This is a genomic window from Treponema vincentii (assembly GCF_010365865.1).
GTDB lineage: Bacteria > Spirochaetota > Spirochaetia > Treponematales > Treponemataceae > Treponema.
In genome coordinates this window covers 2,156,165-2,174,538 of sequence record NZ_CP048020.1, presented here as the reverse complement: position 1 = coordinate 2,174,538, position 18,374 = coordinate 2,156,165, and the positions used below count along the sequence as shown (strand labels likewise).

Sequence of the window (18,374 nt, the reverse complement as noted above, 5' to 3'; positions counted from 1 at the left end):
TTTTATGGGAGATGATACTCAATGACAGGGTTGAAAAGAATGAGCCATTAGGTATGTATTTTTCTCCCAAGCCGTTTCTCCAATCTCCACTGAGGTGGAGCTCCATCATCGCCCCAATATTCATCCATCGCAATGATTTTATCATCTTTTAATTTTATAAACGATACCACGTGAAAAGAACTTGTTCTATCGACACTGTATACGTTGACGGCGGTGATGATTAGATTACCGATTTGTTCTATTCTTTCGATTGTTCCGTCCCATGTTCCCGGATACTCGCAATTTGCTTGTATGTATTCTTCAACCGTGAAATGCTCATTGGTACAATGCCAATTGATATATGCCGAATCGGAAAAGTAAGTGCGTAATTGTTCGGCATCCTGTTTTAATACTGCGTTCAAAAAATCTTGTATGTTCATAACCGACCTCAAAGTTAGATATTCAATTCCATTTCAATACATTCCCATGCGCCATCCGGCATCATATAGGTTATAACTTTTTCTGTTGGTTGAAAACCGGTGGATTCATAACAATGCCGTGCACGTTCATTATTCGTAAACACCGCCAATGTTATTTTTGAAGCATGCAAAACGGTCTTTGCATATTCTATTGCAAGCTCTACCATTTTCTTTCCGTTTCCCTTTCCCCTGCTTTCAGGCGAAAGTATAATAAACCCGAATCGCACGAGCGTTTTATCGTCTTTATTTGGGTATCGGATAAACAAATGACCGATTACGCTGCATCCGTCAATGGCACAAAGAGGAATGATAGGCTGTGTACCGTTCATCGAACCATAGTATTCATTTAACTCATTGCCATTCAGTGGAAACCGCCCTATTCTGTCGGCAGACCATTGATAAAGTTGCTTTGTATCTTTAATCCAGCTGCAAATGATTTTTGAATCTTGCGCTTCATATTTTCTTAATACCATGATCGCCTCAATAATATTTTTTTATAAACGACACAACGGATTCTTCTTACTTCACCGCGCGTGTTGCAATGTATGACGGGATATGCAATTCGTGCAAGCGTCCTTCTCCGTTCGTGTCTTCGTATATATCGGTGAGCGTGAAACCTGCGCGCAGCTGTCCGCCGATTTGTTCGCTTATTGGATGAGAAAATTGCCAACCGCTGTCCGCTTCTTCAAGCTGTTTGCGGTGCGCTTCGTAAACGAGCGGATTAAACAGAAGTGCGTTGATAATCTTCTCTTCTTTTTGATCGACAATATAATTGATACCGGTATCAAGTCCGCACAGTAACACACCGCCTTTTTTGAGTATCCGGAAACATTCGGCAAACACCGGTTCAACTTTTTCGATATAGCAGTTGCTTACCGGATGGAAAATAATATCGAAGGATGCATCGGCAAAGGGCAGCGGTTTTGACATATCTGCACGTATAATGTTAATTCGATAACCTTCACGCTCGGCAACAATTCGCTCAGATTCAAGCTGTTTTTCAGAGTAGTCAAGTACCGTGCATTCCGCTCCGGCTGCGGTAAAAATCGGCATTTGCTGCCCGCCTCCCGACACAAGTCCTAACAGCTTTTTCCCTTTTAAATCACCGAACCATTCACGCGGTACCGCTTTTGTCGGCGTCAATACTACAGACCATTGTCCGTTTTGTGCATTAATATACGTTTCGTGATCAACGGGCTTACCCCATTCCCAGCCTTCTGTAATCCAACGGTCGATCACCGCCGCATTTGCGTCCTGATAATTTTGATGTGTGTTCATAAAATGCTCCCATAAAAAGTCAAGAAGAAAGTATCAACTATCGGGTTGTCCCTATCGGTTATTACTTTTTAAATAACCCCTGCTTTTTCAAAATGCTTTTTTAGAAGCTTTTTTGAAATCATTGCACCAATAATCGCGCAGATTGCTATAATAATAAGCATTATTACTGTTGTGATTGGTGAAACTATTTTAGTTAAAATATCTAAGTATTCATCTCCAAATAGTTCCTTATAAGAAGTAATTGTCTGTTCCGCATAAAATAAGAACGGTACATACATTCCACCAAATCCTGCAAGTACACAAAATATCATATATCCTACGGTTAAACCTATATAATCCCCTATGCCTTTTATTTTTGCGATCAGCATTGCAGCAATTCCACCGGTAATACAGCTGATTATATATGGCGGATAAAAGCCTATCAGGCTGGTAAGTACACAAAACAGTAATATCATCCATGGATTTTTTGTTTTAGTAGGTACTAGGAAATAAGCGATTGCTCCTATGATTGCCCAGATAGGAATAGCAAAAAGCAAGGTATATGGTGATATAAACAGAAATGATAATACTCTATACAAAATCTGTGAGCATAAAACCATTAATGCGGTAACAATCAAATCTTTGAGTTGAAACCTTCTTTTTTCTTTCATTATTCAGTCCTCCTTGGAGTTTAATAATTTTTCATTTTCATAACAATAATGACTGTATAAAATGTTACCATTGCTATTAATAACAATGCATCAAATATACTGAAATGAATTTCAGTATAGCTTGTTTTTTTACATGAGATACCAAGTCCTCTTGTTTCAACAGAGGCTGCCAATTCTATTGCAGTAGACAATATTCTCATCAAGAGTGGTATTATCATCATTTCGTATATTTTAAACGGATGCTTTAATACACCTAATACTGAGATGTCTATCCCTCTTGTTTTAATGCCCTGCCTAATACAAATGACATCCTGCTTTATGGTAGGAAAAAATCGCAGGATTACCGCCAAAGGAATGTTGATATAATACGGAATTTTCATATTATGAAGTGCAGCCAGTATTTCTGAAATATCGGTAGTTTTAGCCAAATTCAAAGCCGCAAATGCTATCGTAATAAAACATAAAACAAAATAATGTATAGTTGTTGCAATAAACAACGGACTGATTTCAGCTGCAAGAAACAGCCCGCTGTATATAACTAGGAATTTTATACCGGTCTTAAAAAGACCGCTCAACATTGCAAAAGTAAAAACCGAAAGGAATAATGATATTTCATATTTTTTCCCTGTTAATACAAAAACCAGAATCCCTACTAACAACACCTGCAACAGCTTAATCCTGGGATCATATCTTACCCCGTGCTGTTTACAAGATTTAAGCATAGTATTCAACCTCTTTTTGCAGCAAAAAATTTTTTATTATCTTAAAATCAGAATTATCAGTTAGTCGAATAGTGTTATTTATTTTTCCCTCCTCAACAAATACTGCTTTTGTAGCGACCTTGCTTAAAAATTCCAAATCATGTGAAATGACAAAATTCAATACTTTATGTTCGCGAAGAGTATTTATTGCTTTTGCAACGGCTCTCATATTACTATAATCAAGTCCCGAAGTCGGCTCATCAAAAACAATAATCCGTTTATTTGAAGTCATAGCTGCTGCGATAATTACTCTCTGTTTTTGTCCGCCTGAAAGTGCCTGAGGGTGATAGTCTTTAAATTCAAAAATATTTAATAATTTCATTGTATTTTCAATTTCGTCATCATCTATATTACCATGAACTTCTCCGCTTAATCTTAATTCCGACACAACAGAATCGGAATATAATTGATAGTCGGCATCCTGCATTACGAAATACACACTTTTATACAGTTCCTTTTGTTTTATTTGTTTACCATCAAGAAAGAATTGTCCTGTTTCACTTCTAAGCAGGCCTGCAATAATTTTTCCTAAGGTGGTTTTGCCTTCACCGTTATGCCCGATAATGGCCACGGTATCTCCATAATTAGCCTTCAAACTGCACCTTTGAAGAATGGATAAGGAGCTTTTATATGAAAATGATACATTGTCAATTTCAAAATCAGCGTATTCTTTATTTCCGCTTTCTCTCTGTTCCAAAGAAAATTCGATTGTATTTAAATCAAATGTTCTTAGATTGCATTTTTCTAAATCACCGTTATCCATATTTTTTATATCATTTCCGGGAATGTCTTTAACTATCTTCCCGTCATTCACTATCAGACATCTGTCGCATAAATCTGTCAAATAAAACAACCTGTGTTCTGAAACAACTACCGTATGTCCCGCTTCTTTTAGTTTCTTCATAAACTCTTTTAATTGTATAATTGAACGAATATCTAAGTTTGCTGATGGTTCATCGAATACATAAATGTTAGGATTGAGAGTTTTTGCTGCAATAATCGCTATTTTTTGTTTCTCCCCGCTTGATAAAGAAAATATATCCCTATTCATAAGATTTTCAGCCTTAAAATCACTAAAAGCAGCTTCTACTCGCTTTATTATTTCGTTTCTGTCGATTCCATAATTTTCACAGGCAAATGCGGCTTCATGAGTGCTATTTGTTGTAAAAAACTGATTCCGCGGATTTTGAAATATGGATGCGACATTTCTGCCAAGTACACCGGGAGAACTTATTTTTATCCCTCTCCCCAAGACCTTCACCTGCCCTGATAAGTTTCCTTCAAAAAAATGAGGAATCAAACCGTTTATCAATCTCATAACAGTTGTCTTCCCGGAACCCGACGCTCCCGTAAATAGCACAAATTCACCCATTCTTATTTTAAAATTTATATTTTTTAGACAGCCTTCTGTCTGTGTTCCGTAACTAAAACTCACATTATTAAAATCAATAATAGTATCTTTCATTTTATCACTTATATTTTCCAACCGATTGATTTTTTTCTTATCTCAATGAAATGTCTGTATATTCCCTCTCGATTAATCAATTCGTTATGATTTCCCTGTTGCACAATTCTCCCCTTATCAATAACAATAATCTTGTCGGCTTCTCTTACCGTAGATAATCTATGCGCAATGCTGATAAGCGTTTTATTTTTGGTTAATTCCTTTATCGCACTGATTAGCATATATTCATTTTCAGGATCAATACTCGATGTCGCTTCATCAAGAATAACAATAGGAGCATCTTTAAGAATTGCTCTTGCAATAGATATTCTCTGTTTTTCTCCGCCTGATAATGTGGAGCCGCCTTCTCCGACAACCGTATTATATCCATCCGCAAGGTTCATAATAAAATCATAACACTGTGCTTTTTTGCAAGCTTCTATAACCTCAGCGCGTGAAGCATTAGGATTACCGAATTTTATATTATTTTCTATTGTGTCATTAAATAAATACACCTTTTGAAAAACCATACTGATGTTTTTTAATAAACTTTCAGAAGTAAACTCTTTAACATTCTTTCCATCTATAAGAACTTCACCTTTCTGAACATCCCAAAACCGTGCTATCAGATTGCAAAGAGTTGTTTTCCCTGAGCCCGAAACACCGACGATTGCCAAAGAGCTTTTTGAATCTATTTTTAAATGTATAGCCTTTAAAATTTTCCTTTCATTGTATCCGAAGCTAACATCCTTAAACTCTATAGTGTAAGACGATAAGCTTATATTCTTTCCGTCCTTATCTAATGAAGGAATATTCGAAATATAGTCGAGCCTATCCAGCCAAGTTGCCAGCAATTTACTTAGAAATGCACCATTATTCACCAGTTCCAGTTCCATAAATATTAAAAATGCCGATACGATAAACATCAGTGAATAAGAAAGCGGGATAGTGTGATTTAAATATAAAATCACAGAAACAAAAACCAACACGCAGCTTGCTACCTTAAAAACCATTTCGTAAAGTTTCATTACCAATGCGGTAGCTTCTGTTACTTCTATGTCAACTTTACATTTTTTACTAAAAGCTTCTTCGATTTTGTTTTTACCTTCTTTGCCACTTTTAAATGCACGAAGAACGGAAATACCTCTGATATATTCGATAGAGTCCGTAACCAGTTCTTCTCCTGCTTTCTGCATAACGGATGAATATTTTTCAGCTTTCTGTGCTATTATTCCAAGTAAAAATGCTCCGAGAATAATTGTTATCAAAGAAATTATTCCTACTGGAATACAAAATATCAATAGCATAACTGTCATACCGAAAGCATGAAAAAATCCACCTACAATAAAGTTCAGCGCAAGCATTGCCATTCCTTCCAAATCGGAAATTGTTGTTGTTAGAATAGTTTGAATCGTCCCTAAATTATTTTTCGAAAAATAACCCATGGGTGCTTTCTTTAATTTTTCTCCTATTTCAATTCTCTTGTCTCTGAAAATCTCATACCCAGATGCACTTAATTTTCTATCGCAAAGATATTGAAATATAAATCTCCCTAATATACTTATTCCCACTATTAACATTGCTTGCATAATAATAGTCATGTTTAATTTTTCAAGATTGATCATTATCAGTAAAACCGCAAGTAACATAAAAGAAGCAAAAAAAGACTTTAATGCGCCGAAGATAAGACCTATAATGATACTGGAGCGATACTTACCTGCTATTTGAAATATTCGTTTTACAATATTGAACATTTATGCCTCCATATCTTCATCTATGCCGCTGATATAATTTGTCCACAATGATGCATATTCTCCATTTTTATTTAATAGACTTCTATGAACTCCTCTTTCTACAATCTCACCGTTCTTCATCACTAAAATGTTATCTGCATTTATAATTGTAGAAAGTCTGTGAGCAACAACAATCAGTGTTTTACCTTTTATGAGATTATTTATCGCTTTCTGAATCAAATATTCATTTTCAGGATCTGCGAAGGCAGTCGCTTCATCTAAAATTATCACTTTTGACTGCTTTAATATTGCTCGTGCAATTGTAATTCTCTGTCTTTCTCCGCCGGAAAGGGCACCTCCGGCATCACCGACGATTGTATTATAGCCATCTTTCAATCCGATAATAAAATCATGGCACGCTGCAGCTTTTGCCGCTCCTATGATTTCTTCATCATTTGCATCCGGCTTTCCTATTCTGATATTTTCTTTTACACTTGTATTAAACAAAAAATTATCCTGAGAGACATAACTTATTTCACCACTCAGTTGTTCAAAGGGAATCTCTGATATTTTTTTTCCGCCATAATATATCGTTCCTTTTGTTGAATCCCAAAAACCAGCCATCAACTTAGCAATTGTTGATTTACCGGAACCTGAGCTTCCTACGATTGCCGTAACTGTATGAGGTTTTATTCCAAAATTGATATTTTTCAGTACTAGTTCAGTATTATCATAAGCAAAAGACACATCTTCAAATCGATATAAAGTATCATCAAAATTCACTTTCTCTTTTGGTCTGACAAGCTCGTCTTTCGATAAAAAATCTTCTATAATTTCTAAACTTGCTTTAACCATATTAAATTGTTCGGAATATTTTCCGATTTTCATCAAATGAGCAATAAAGCCGATAGGTAAAATAATGCATACAATAAAATTTGATAAGGATATTTCTGATTTCATATATAAATATGCGCCGACCGGTAACGTTCCAAGTAAAGTTGACGGCATAACGGCCTGAACAAAAGCTGACCATAACCAACTCTGCTTCCACCAGCTCAGTGTACTATCATGAAAAAAATTAATCGCGTCGGTAAATTTTCCATAGGAGACCGCACTTTGATTAAATGCTTTTATCACTTCAATGCCGTTTACATATTCGACTAATGTACTGTTCATATTATTTTGAGCATCCGTATACGTTTTACTTTTCACTTTGTAATCTTTCATCATGCCTATATAGCCGAGCATACCTAACGGAATCGTAAGTAAAGATGCAAAGCCCATTCGGTAATCCAGAGTAAAAATTAAAATCAAAAAAAATACAGGCGAAACTATGCTTGATGTTATCTCAGGCATAAAATGAGCCATAGAATCTTCAAGTTTCGATATAGTATCTACCATTAAATTCTTAAACTTTCCTGTCGGTGTATCAATCATCACGCCCATCGGTACCTTTAGCATTTTTTCTGCGACCTTACTTCTTATATTTTTCAAAATATGATAGGTTGCTTTATGCGAAGTCAGCGTTGAATATAATGTAAATACTCCTTTTAAAATCTGTCCAGATAAGGCTATTACAGTTATTTGCAAAGCAGTTCTAACAGAAGCCTCAGATACATATATTTTTTCTATTAATTGAGCTATCGCAAGAAATGGTATCATTCCGAACAACTCACCTATAATTGCAGAAAATATTGATTTGTATAATGCTCTTTTATTATCCGCTGCATACTTCATCAGTAACGCGATTGCATTATTTTTTTTATTTTTCACAAACATTCCTCTCTATACTTAGATACTTAGTTCCTACTAACCTTGACACGAGAAAGGTTATTTTCGGGTGTTGAAATTCAGCAAGCCGTTCCAACCATAATATTGAAAAGCAACAATACTTTTTATATATCTGTTTGCATAATTGTGTGGAATGTTATGTATGATACATTCACACAAAGAAATGATATATCCTCTCGTAAGCATATAAACTTCAAATTCCTCAATCTTATCAATTCCCAATTTCTTATTTCCGGAAGAGTGTATTAACCGCATGTTTTTTTTCGTGTATCTGTTGACAATTTCTTCAACAAAATTTTCAACCATTGAGCCTTTGCTGCATTCAAAAATAAGCTTAAACTCCTCGAAATGTTCATACATATAATTTACAAAGTTCATTGCCTCGGAAAACATGGCCTCAATAACAATGTGTTCATCTTGCGCTAACAGCGTCTTATAATCTTCACTCTCATTCTTGGTTTCAACCTCAACCACAACTTCTAAAGTATATTTGTATACATCTTCAATCAGTGTGAAAAATAAATCTTCTTTGTTCTTAAAATGACGATATATCGCACCTGTAGTTACATTTGCCGCTTTTGCAATTTCACCTACCTGAGCCTTATCAAAGCCTTTATTCAGGAATTCTTTTTTAGCACACTCTAAAATTCTATTTTTTGTTATATCCGAACAGTAAGACATCTAGATTCCCCATAGCCTTAAAAATGATAATAATATTATTTTTGATAATCAGATTATCAAATCTTTACATTTTGGTCAATAGAGCGTTCATCTAAAATTTTCTCTATTTTTCTCACCACTGAGGCGGAACTCCGTCATTGCTTCTCATAAACAAAACATTTCACTATGTCTAAATTTTTTATGTGCATCGGTTTTTGAACGGGATAACGCCGTGCTAATATGCTCAGCATTGTCCGCATCTGAAATCCGTGACTTACAATCACCGCATTTTTGTTTTCCATTAAAGACATCAATGCTTCGATTTCATGCTCGACCATCTGCTTTGTTCTTTCCTGCCGCGGATTGTTGTACAACCACTGCACCCGTCCCCAATGGTGCATATCTCATGTGTTCCCGCTACAGTGTGCTTTGTGTGTGTTGAGGATCAATCTTTGTGCAGCACCACCGGAGATACTTAGTCTAACAGAATAAGCTCTGTTAGAATCTATTAGAACGAGATAATGATGGTATGAAAAAGAGAGTAAAGAGTTAATAATGGATAATAGGACATCTCTAAAAACGATTCCGGTTTGGCAAACAGACAACTTAATGCATTTCCCTACAGAATAAGACTACAGAATAAGACGAGATAGACTTGCGGGTTTTAGAGGTTCCCGAATGGTTGACAACACCCTATTTTATAGGGTATATTGTAAAGGGAACCTCTAAAAACTTCAGTTTTTTAGAGGTTTTCCTTAGATTATTTTGCGATGTTTTTTGATAAGTCGTAATAATGTAAAGACTTATCAAAAATACTCGTCGGGCATCTCTAAAAATCTAACCAAGTTTTTAGAGATGCCCTAAAGTGTAAGATGAAAAGGGAATTTATAGAAACTCCATCGTTTACGAAAAAATAGTTTGCACTAGGATTTACTGATGATGATTTAGCTGAATTACAGCAATTCCTTCTTAAAAATCCGGAGGCAGGCGATATAATGGTTGGAACAGGCGGTTTGAAGAAATCCGTTTTGCTTTTCAGGGCAGAGGTAAAAGCGGAACTTCCAGAGTTTGCTATGTTGATTTTGCAACTTTTGCAAAAACATACCTGATTCAAATATTTTCAAAAGAAGAACAATCAAACCTAACCGATGCGGAAAAAAATGCGGTTAAAAAAGTTATCGGTATTTTAAAAATAGAAGCTGCAAGGAACTGGAGGAAAGAGCATGAGTGAATTTTTTGATAGTTTAATGACTGGCTTAAATGAAGCAGTGGCTATTGAACGGGGGGAATTAAAAGGTCGTAAAACCGTGTATGAAATTCAACCTATAAAAAAATATAATAACATTGAAATAAAACACATAAGAGTTGCTGTTGGTATGACACAGGTTTTATTTGCACATTACATGGGTGTTTCAACCAAGACGGTAGAAGCATGGGAAAAAAGGAACAAATCGCCCAACCGGTACGGCATGCCGTTTAATCAGTATGCTGGAAAATAAAACCTTTGAAACACTGCCTTTTGTAAAAAAAATAGCAACTGCGTAATTGTTCGGCATCCTGTTTTAATACTGCGTTCAAAAAAATCTTGTATGTTCATAATCGACCTCAAAGTTAGATATTCAATTCCATTTCAATACATTCCCATGCGCCATCCGGCATCATGTAGGTTATAACTTTTCCTGTTGGTTGAAAACCGGCGGATTCATAACAATGCCGTGCACGCTCATTATTCGTAAACACTCCCAATGTTATTTTTGAAGCATGCAAAACGGTCTTTGCATATTCTATTGCAAGCTCTACCATTTTCTTTCCGCTTCCCTTCCCCCTGCTTTCAGGCGAAAGTATAATAAAACCGAATCGCACGATCGTTTTATCGTCTTTGTTTGGGTATCGGATAAATAAATGACCGAGCACGGTGTGTCCGTCAATGGCACAAAGAGGAATGATAGACTGTGTACCGTTCATCGAACCATAGTATTCATTTAACTCATTGCCGCTCAGCGGAAACCGCCCTATTCTGTCGGCAGACCATTGATAAAGTTGCTTTGCATTCTTAATCCAACTGCAAATGATTTTGGAATCTTGCGCTTCATATTTTCTTAATACCATAATCACCTCGATAATTTTTTTATAAACGACACAACGGCTTCTTCAAGCTGTGCAATACCCGGCTGTTCAATCGGAAAATGACCTGCGTTTTTAAGTGTGCATAGTTGTTTTTGACTCCGTACGCGATCAAAAAAAAGGCGGCTTATCCATTCGGGTGTCCAGCGATCTTTTTCAGGATGACAAAGCAAAAGCGGAATTTCAAATGCTTCAGGCTCTACGGCAGGAATGCTTTCCATCATCGAACATAACAAACCCAGATGCACGGAAGATCCTGCTCCCCTTTTATCCTGCAGCAACAAAGAAAGTACCCGGTCGTTGTTGACGATTGCTTTCATATTCGTTATCGCCTTTACCGGAATTTTTAAGTGCCTTATCTGCTTCGGTATAAAACGTAAAAGCGGCAAAGCGATACGCGCCTGCAATTTGTTTTTTGCCGAATAGTTACGCACCGGCTTTAAGCGATTATCTAACAGGGTGGTAACGATGATGCCGGAAACACCATGGGCTAAGCAAGCGATGTTGTATGCGAGCATGCCTCCTGCACTCAAACCCAGTACAAAAATCTTTTTGGAGCGCTGTAATTCCTGTCGTACGATGTGAACGCCTGTCTCGATCCATGTTTTATAAGACTGTATGCCCTCGTATTCGGTATAGCCGTACCCCGGCAAATCCGGACAGACAATCTTATAGCCGCGCTTTGCCAAAGGAACTGCAATAAACGACAGGAGCCGGCCGTTCCCGCCGACACCGTGGAACAGCACGAGCGTAACACCGTTGTTGCTATGTTCGTTGTATATGTCGAGATGGATGTTCGTTCTGTCGAATGTGCTGAACATTTCGGAAGGAGCGCATGAAATGCTTATCCTGTTGCGTTCAGGCAAAAACATTTGAAGTTTTTGCCATGTTTCATCGTTTGTATACATGCAGCGCTCCTTCATTCGTGTGGAGACTTTACTACCTACAATCTTTTTTATGCAGATAGACAAATAGAACAATTATAAACGACACGGATTGGGCAATTGCAATTCTTAAAAATATCAATTCATCACACCCCGTAGAAGAAACAATATGAAAAATATTAATGATTGTATTATTTACAAAGTGATCACCCATTGCCATATAAATAGAGCCGGTCAATTTTGTTAATAAAGCAAATTTAAATCCGATAAATCCGGAAGCAGTAACCAACAGAATAATATTTACATACATACCTTCAATACTGCTGCTGCCGTCAAAATAGTTTCTTACAGGTCCGATAAAATGCCATAATCCAAACAAAACAGAAGTAATAAGCACAGATACAAAAAATGTATGATTTTTCTCAAGCATTTTTGTAAACAGGCCTCTGAATATCCCTTCTTCCATAATCACATTAATGATATTCCCGATAATACAAATTACAAAAAAGAGTAGTGAAGTTTGATTTCCTATATTTTTATCTACAGAATAAGAACTGACATATAATTGTAATGATTGAAAATTTTTATTTGAAACAGCTATAACAATCTCTATACTATAAGCTAATACATATATACAAATTCCAAACAGCAATCCCATCAATGTATATTTTACAGCTCTATTTTTATTAAATCCGATATCTTGCACTTTAAAGTTATATAATTTAGCTGCTATGAATAAAACAACTATCCCTAAAAGTTTGTGTAAAAATGCCTCTCCCCAAAATGTTTGATCCGTACGAATAATAAAATACTCTATAAATCGGAATATAAAGCACAATATATAAATCACGAGTACGGCAAACAAGGGTTTATAGATTTTTGTCATCTCTTATTTTCTCCCATGATTTCTTCATCTTCATTCTTATCGGCAATGACAGTTAATCTGCCTTTCCATGATGATAGTGTTAATCTCTTTTTCAGAGTGCTCCTCCCCTATGGCTGATTCATCTAGTTATACAGGATACTATCCTCGTGCCCTGCTCAACAAGCCGGTAAGTGTTTCCTCAATAAGCTCCTTCCCCGCAAAATACGTTCCTTGAATGGCAGAACTGCTTCCGCCGCCGCGGCCGTTGAGCTGTTGGTTTAATGTTTTTATGTGCGGTTTTAAATCGATGGCATTGCTGACGATGACGTAATTGTATGCTGCCGGTTGTAGTCCTTCCGGTTCAACGGCAACCGCTGATAATGCTGCGCAAGTGTGCATTTTTCCTGTTGCTAGAAGCAGATTGCAGAACGAGCGTAGATATTCGATACTGAGATTATCTTCAAAATAAAGAGGCGCGCCCTCAGTATTTGCCGCCGACTCCGCTTTCTGTTTTAGATATTTTTCAGTCATCTCGTGCAGCAGTTGCTGTAGTTTTCCTTTTTCGGCATTTAATTTTTCCACCGCTTCATGCACTTCGGAGGGCTTTGCCGATAAGCAGCGGGAGATAGCCCGTACTTGCGCCATCTCTTGTTCGTATGCAAGAACCGCTTTTCTGCCGCAGAGAACTTCCAACCGGACACCCTTTTTCCGATTGGTAAAGTTAACGATCTTAATAAGTCCGATTTCGCCGGTGGCGGTAACATGTGTTCCGCAGCATGCGCACGAATCAAGTCCCGGAATGGTGATAATGCGTACGGTACCCGAAAGTTCTATTTTGCTACGGTACTGCATTGTTTTGCGCTCTTCGGCGTTCGGAAAGCTTTCTTGAATCGGGCGGTTTTCGCGGATAATTTCATTGGCGCGCTGTTCGGCATCAAGTACCTGCTCGTCAGTCAACGGGCCGTTAAAGTCGATGGTGATAAAACTTTCGCCCATGTGGAATCCGATATTTTCGTACCCATAGGTTTGGGAGAGGATACCGGTAAGAATATGCTCGCCGGTATGCCCCTGCATATTATCGCAGCGGTTTACCCAATCCAATACTCCGTGAACCTTTGTGCCGGCGGCAAGTTCCGCGTCGGCAATATGAACAATGCGCTCTCCTACAAATTGGGTATCCGAAATATAAACCGCTCGATCCTGCTTGCCTTCGACAAAAAGATTTCCCTTATCGCCGGGCTGTCCGCCCCCTTCGGGATAAAATGCCGTATCCGACAGTTCTATCTCATACCCTCTCTCGGTTTTTAAACAAGCAGTTACCGTTGCATCGAATTCTCTGATATACGGTTTCTGGTAGTACAGTGCATTAAAGTTTTCCATAAATGTTCCTTGTGTCGAATAAGTTCATTATACTCCGATACGGCAATAAATCCAATCATCTTTTATCTGTCGAATATAAGGTAAACGCTTAAAACTATCTGATGCGGTTACCTTCCGTTTGCACAAAATTTTGCATAAAATTTTGTGCTATTTTTTTTAAGAAGGGTAAACGCATCAGGTAGAGTAGATAAAAAGCGCAGAAGCAATGGGGTTGTGAGACCATTTGAACCGCGAAGAGGTTCAACTCTGGTTGAACAACCCCATTGCTTCTGCGGGGTTACTAAAAAACGGCATGATGCGTTTATCCTGATATCGAATATGTATTGTCATCTCTGCTAAACTCAGATATAGTAACTATATTATTATAGACAAGGCAAGGGCGTCTCTAAAAACCAAGCGAGTTGTTAGGGAAGCTCGGTATGCGGAGGTATTTCTCTTTATGCGGGAAAAGAAAATTTTTTCTATTCGTAAGAAGCTGCTTATCATTTTCGGAACATTGATTACGGTAGCCGGTGTTATACAAGGTTCGTTAGCGCGGTATACTGCGCAACAAGCCCTTACTGCGCGGGTTAATGCGCATCTTATCGACAAAGTAAACGATATTGCTTCGTTCATCAATAGTGATATTCAAGTGGATTTCAGTTTCTTAAGCGGATTTATGCACAATACGGCAATGAAGGATCCTTCGGTATCTTTTACGGAAAAAACACGAATCGTGCGCAGCGATTTCGGCTATGCCGACACTCTCAATTTTTTTAATATATGCGATACTAAGGGAAACAGCTATTATGCCGACGGTACGGTTAGCTTTGTCGGGGATACGGATTGGTATAAGAGCGCGGTGAGTGGCGTTTCTTTTATCACCGAGCCTCACATTTCAACGCTCACTAAAAAACTGGAAGTCATTTTAGCCGTTCCGCTGTTAGATAACGATGATAAAGTTATTGCGGTTTTGGGTGCAGGGCTGGGGGGAACCGTTATTTGCGATACCATATCGGAGATCACAATCGGTAAAACGGGAAATTGCCATATTTTAGGAATGGACGGAACAACTATTGCCCATAAGGATACATCAATCGTTGAAGCGCAAAAAAATGCGATGGAGTTGGCAAAGACGGACAGCTCTTTAGCGTCCATCGCAGATTTTCAGCGGCAAGCTCTTGCTGCCTCTTCCGCCGGTATCGGTTATTATACCTATAACGGTAAAAAGAATATTGCAGCCTATACGAAAATGCCGCGTACGCAGTGGACAATTATTATTGCCGCCCCGGCGGAAGAGTTTCTCGGCGCAATTACGGATTTGCGTAAAATGGTCATTATCATCGGTATTATCATATTGGCTGTAACACTGACAATTATATTTTTCATTGCGGCAAAGATGGTTGCTCCCGTTCAAACAGCCGTTAATGCGCTGAAAGATATTTCGCAAGGGGAGGGCGATTTAACCGTGCAGCTTCCTCTTATCGGTAATGATGAAGTAACGCGGCTATCCGAATATTTTAATGAGACGATTAAAAAGATTCGTTCTTCCATACAATCCATCGATAGCAATGCCGGAATAATGCGATCGATTGGCGATGAGCTTGCTCAGAATATGGCCGAGACTGCACAAGCTGTCCATAAAATAAATGAAAATATTGACGGTGTAAAACAGCAAGCGTTGACACAGACTGCAAGCGTTGGGGAAACGGCAGCAACGGTTGAAGAAATTATCAAAACGATACGTCAATTAAATACCCGCATAGAAAGCCAGTCGGCAAGCGTATCTATTTCTTCTTCTGCGATAGAAGAGATGGTCGCCAATATCGCATCGATTACCGATACGCTTGAAAAGACGGACGGGGTTATTAAAACACTCGCAGAAGCGACTGCGGACGGACGAGAGATTATCGTGAATACCGGCAGCGTTACTCAGAAAATTGCCGAAGAGTCGGGCAGTTTGATGGAGGCTTCAAGTGTGATTCAACACATCGCATCTCAAACGAACTTACTTGCAATGAATGCCGCTATCGAAGCAGCTCATGCCGGTGAAGCCGGAAAGGGGTTTGCGGTTGTTGCTGACGAAATCCGCAAACTTGCAGAAGATTCCGCCGCGCAGGGTAAAACAATTACCGCGACGCTTAAAACGTTGACTGTAGAAATTGAAGGGCTTTCTACTTCTTCGAAAGTTGCGGGTGAAAAATTTGCTACTATTTTTACGCTCTCCGATCAGGTAAAAAATATGAGTACCCGTTTAACCGAGTCGATGAGGGAACAGGAAAACGGAAGCCGCGAAGTATTGGAGGCAATTAAAAATATCAGCGAGGTAACTGTTGAAGTAGAAGCGGGTTCAGGCGATATGCTGAAAGGTGGAGAAGGAGTTGCGCACGAAATGAAAAAACTCGACGGGCTTACTAACACAATCGCTGCAAGTATGAAAGAAATGGCGGCGGCGGCAGTACAAATCAATAATGCAATTCAAGGCGTAAAAGAAATTACCAATAAGAACAAACGAAGTATCGAAAATTTGGCACAGGAAGTATCTAAGTTTAAAATATAGAAGAGAAACTTTAGAGCATTTGAAAAAACTCGGGTAGCTTTTAAAGATTCTATGCATATTTTCTCTTGAGTAATTATGCAGCATAATTACTCAAGAGGCGTTTTTGTGTGCTCTATTTTCCGAGCCGCTTTTTTATTTCCGCAATTAAAGTATTCAGTTCAACACCGGTGCGTTCGCTCGCAATTTTAATCGTTGCTTTCGGCAGCATGATCCGTGCAAGCGGCGTTTTCAGCATTTTAAACTTAGGACTGATTTCTTCCATTCGATCTTTTAATGCAGGATAATCTTCAAAGATATCTTTTAAAAGCGTATCGGCGGTAATATCCGCAGCGGAAAGTTTTTTATCCCGCTGCGGAGATTCGGAACTCTGTGTATGTGACGTGCCGGCTGCGCATTTCGCATCGGCGGTATCACCGTTATGAGATGTAGTCGAGTCCTCTTGGATAACGGTTTGGCCGCTTATCTCGCCGCCTTTTTTCCACGTCAGCAGCGTTTGCGAATCGGTTAGACTGCGGATATGTGTACAGTCCTGCATCATCTCAAGGATACCGCGGAATTTTCCGTGTTCGTCGCGGACTGCCGTATACAAGATGTAGATAAAGATGCCAGGTTTATTGATCCAGAATTCCGCAGAGTCCTGTTCGCCCGATCGGAACTTTTCGATAATCTCTTCGACGATATGCACGCTTGCCCGCGGGTGGCAGTTTTTTACATTCCGCCCGATGACATTTTTGCTGCGCGGAAATACGCGGTGCTCCGTATCGGAATAAAAGCAGACCATTTCATCTTCGTCTACATACGAAAGATCGACAGGCAGATGCCGGTAAATCAAATTGATTTGTTCGAGTGTCAGCTTACCGGTTGCCACGTCAAAAGCGGAACTGTTTTCGCTGCCGACATTTAAACCGTGCTTGCGTAATACTGCGGCTAAATCCTCCGTCAAGGAAGAAGCCTGTCCTGCAGTGCTCGACGCTTGCGTATTCTGTGCTGTGTGTCCGGAAGCGTTTTTATCAGGTGTGCCGTTTGCAGTGTCGTTTATCCACGCAAAGCCGATTTCTTTGTCTCCCGATTTCATCTCTTCAAATTCTTTTTCATTGATCATCGCAAGCGAAGTAGGATACAAAATTGCTTCTTCTTTTTGCAGTAAGTCGCGTACATCGGCAACAATCGAAGATTGCACCGCAATAAATTGATCGTCGGCATCGTCTTCCAGCAGCTTTCGCGCATCACGGATTTCATCACGGATAAAATTATCCAGCGTCCACATTGTTGTCGTAGGTCGGTCAAAGCCTTTTTTTTCCAAAATAGAATAGAGCTGATTTTGCTTGCGCGATAGGTGTATTCTGAACTGATCCAGCCGGTCATATATACCGAGCCACTGATTTTTGATAAGCGGGTATTGCACAAGGTCTTCGATTTCCAATAGGATTTTTTTGAGCGCATCGTTTTCGCGGTAATAGCACATGATAGGATGATCGTCGGGTAAGTCGGGACGACTCGTATCCATAATATCCTCAAAAAGCTCAAGCATCTTTTGAATGTCTTCTTTTTGGCATTCATTTTCATCAAACTCTTTAAGTTCTTGCTCTGCGAGGGCGATCTCGTACGGTTTTAAGGAACCGACTTTTTCCTTTAATATCCGTTTGGCATCTGTCAAGCTGATTTTGCCTGCATTATAGTCATTCTTCAGCTGAAGAACCGTTTTTATCTTTGCCTCATTTACTGAATCTAAATGGCGTTTCATTTCCATAGGTGTCCTCCGTATAAAGACTGTAGTTTCTTATTCCCGGAAGCGATAAGAGATATC

Annotated in this window: 17 protein-coding genes; 2 read left to right on the top strand and 15 right to left on the bottom strand. The window is 38.7% G+C overall.

Going from position 1 to position 18,374, the window contains the following annotated elements; all coding sequences use genetic code 11:
- Positions 1–47: 47 nt before the first annotated feature.
- From GWP43_RS10155 to GWP43_RS10110, 10 genes are all read right to left on the bottom strand, one after another.
- Positions 48–419, bottom strand: a complete 372-nt coding sequence (locus tag GWP43_RS10155; RefSeq protein ID WP_162664055.1) for a nuclear transport factor 2-like protein — start codon at positions 417–419, stop codon at positions 48–50.
- A 14-nt stretch (positions 420–433) separates the two neighbouring features.
- Positions 434–931: a GNAT family N-acetyltransferase gene (locus GWP43_RS10150; protein ID WP_162664054.1), complete on the bottom strand. Its 498-nt coding sequence runs from the start codon at positions 929–931 to the stop codon at positions 434–436.
- Positions 932–977: 46 nt separating this feature from the next.
- Positions 978–1,736, bottom strand: a complete 759-nt coding sequence (locus GWP43_RS10145; RefSeq protein ID WP_162664053.1) for a class I SAM-dependent methyltransferase — start codon at positions 1,734–1,736, stop codon at positions 978–980.
- Between the two features lie 68 nt (positions 1,737–1,804).
- Positions 1,805–2,386 (bottom strand): MptD family putative ECF transporter S component, encoded by a 582-nt coding sequence (locus GWP43_RS10140; RefSeq protein WP_162664052.1) that lies wholly within the window; start codon positions 2,384–2,386, stop codon positions 1,805–1,807.
- A gap of 20 nt (positions 2,387–2,406) precedes the next feature.
- Entirely contained in the window at positions 2,407–3,108 is a 702-nt protein-coding gene (locus GWP43_RS10135) for an energy-coupling factor transporter transmembrane component T family protein (protein ID WP_162664051.1), read from the bottom strand.
- Entirely contained in the window at positions 3,101–4,612 is a 1,512-nt protein-coding gene (locus GWP43_RS10130; protein WP_162664050.1) for an ABC transporter ATP-binding protein, read from the bottom strand. The genes GWP43_RS10135 and GWP43_RS10130 overlap by 8 nt, the downstream gene beginning before the upstream one ends.
- Positions 4,613–4,620: 8 nt before the next feature.
- A complete protein-coding gene (locus GWP43_RS10125; protein ID WP_162664049.1) occupies positions 4,621–6,345 on the bottom strand; it encodes an ABC transporter ATP-binding protein in 1,725 nt (574 codons plus the stop codon).
- The gene (locus GWP43_RS10120; protein ID WP_162664048.1) at positions 6,346–8,097 is read right to left on the bottom strand and encodes an ABC transporter ATP-binding protein; all 1,752 of its coding nucleotides are present in this window, start codon (positions 8,095–8,097) and stop codon (positions 6,346–6,348) included.
- A 57-nt stretch (positions 8,098–8,154) separates the two neighbouring features.
- A complete protein-coding gene (locus GWP43_RS10115; protein WP_162664047.1) occupies positions 8,155–8,796 on the bottom strand; it encodes a TetR/AcrR family transcriptional regulator in 642 nt (213 codons plus the stop codon).
- A 134-nt stretch (positions 8,797–8,930) separates the two neighbouring features.
- Entirely contained in the window at positions 8,931–9,176 is a 246-nt protein-coding gene (locus GWP43_RS10110) for a histidine phosphatase family protein (RefSeq protein WP_230977669.1), read from the bottom strand.
- Between the two features lie 822 nt (positions 9,177–9,998).
- On the opposite strand from GWP43_RS10110, the gene GWP43_RS10100 reads away from it, so the two are divergent.
- Positions 9,999–10,274 (top strand): helix-turn-helix domain-containing protein, encoded by a 276-nt coding sequence (locus GWP43_RS10100; RefSeq protein WP_230977668.1) that lies wholly within the window; start codon positions 9,999–10,001, stop codon positions 10,272–10,274.
- 112 nt (positions 10,275–10,386) lie between these two features.
- On the opposite strand, the gene GWP43_RS10095 is transcribed toward GWP43_RS10100, so the two are convergent.
- From GWP43_RS10095 to GWP43_RS10080, 4 genes are all read right to left on the bottom strand, one after another.
- Positions 10,387–10,884, bottom strand: coding sequence for a GNAT family N-acetyltransferase (locus GWP43_RS10095; RefSeq protein ID WP_162664046.1), 498 nt, complete (start codon positions 10,882–10,884; stop codon positions 10,387–10,389).
- 2 nt (positions 10,885–10,886) lie between these two features.
- Positions 10,887–11,807, bottom strand: coding sequence for an alpha/beta fold hydrolase (locus GWP43_RS10090; protein ID WP_162664045.1), 921 nt, complete (start codon positions 11,805–11,807; stop codon positions 10,887–10,889).
- A 31-nt stretch (positions 11,808–11,838) separates the two neighbouring features.
- The gene (locus GWP43_RS10085; protein ID WP_044015794.1) at positions 11,839–12,669 is read right to left on the bottom strand and encodes a CPBP family intramembrane glutamic endopeptidase; all 831 of its coding nucleotides are present in this window, start codon (positions 12,667–12,669) and stop codon (positions 11,839–11,841) included.
- 138 nt (positions 12,670–12,807) lie between these two features.
- Complete coding sequence (locus tag GWP43_RS10080; protein WP_162664044.1) at positions 12,808–14,028, bottom strand: alanyl-tRNA editing protein; 1,221 nt, start codon at positions 14,026–14,028, stop codon at positions 12,808–12,810.
- Between the two features lie 439 nt (positions 14,029–14,467).
- Here GWP43_RS10080 and GWP43_RS10075 point away from each other — a divergent pair, with 439 nt between their 5' ends.
- Positions 14,468–16,567: a methyl-accepting chemotaxis protein gene (locus GWP43_RS10075; protein WP_162664043.1), complete on the top strand. Its 2,100-nt coding sequence runs from the start codon at positions 14,468–14,470 to the stop codon at positions 16,565–16,567.
- 112 nt (positions 16,568–16,679) lie between these two features.
- On the opposite strand, the gene GWP43_RS10070 is transcribed toward GWP43_RS10075, so the two are convergent.
- Positions 16,680–18,317: a PAS domain-containing protein gene (locus tag GWP43_RS10070; RefSeq protein ID WP_162664042.1), complete on the bottom strand. Its 1,638-nt coding sequence runs from the start codon at positions 18,315–18,317 to the stop codon at positions 16,680–16,682.
- Between the last annotated feature and the right edge of the window lie 57 nt (positions 18,318–18,374).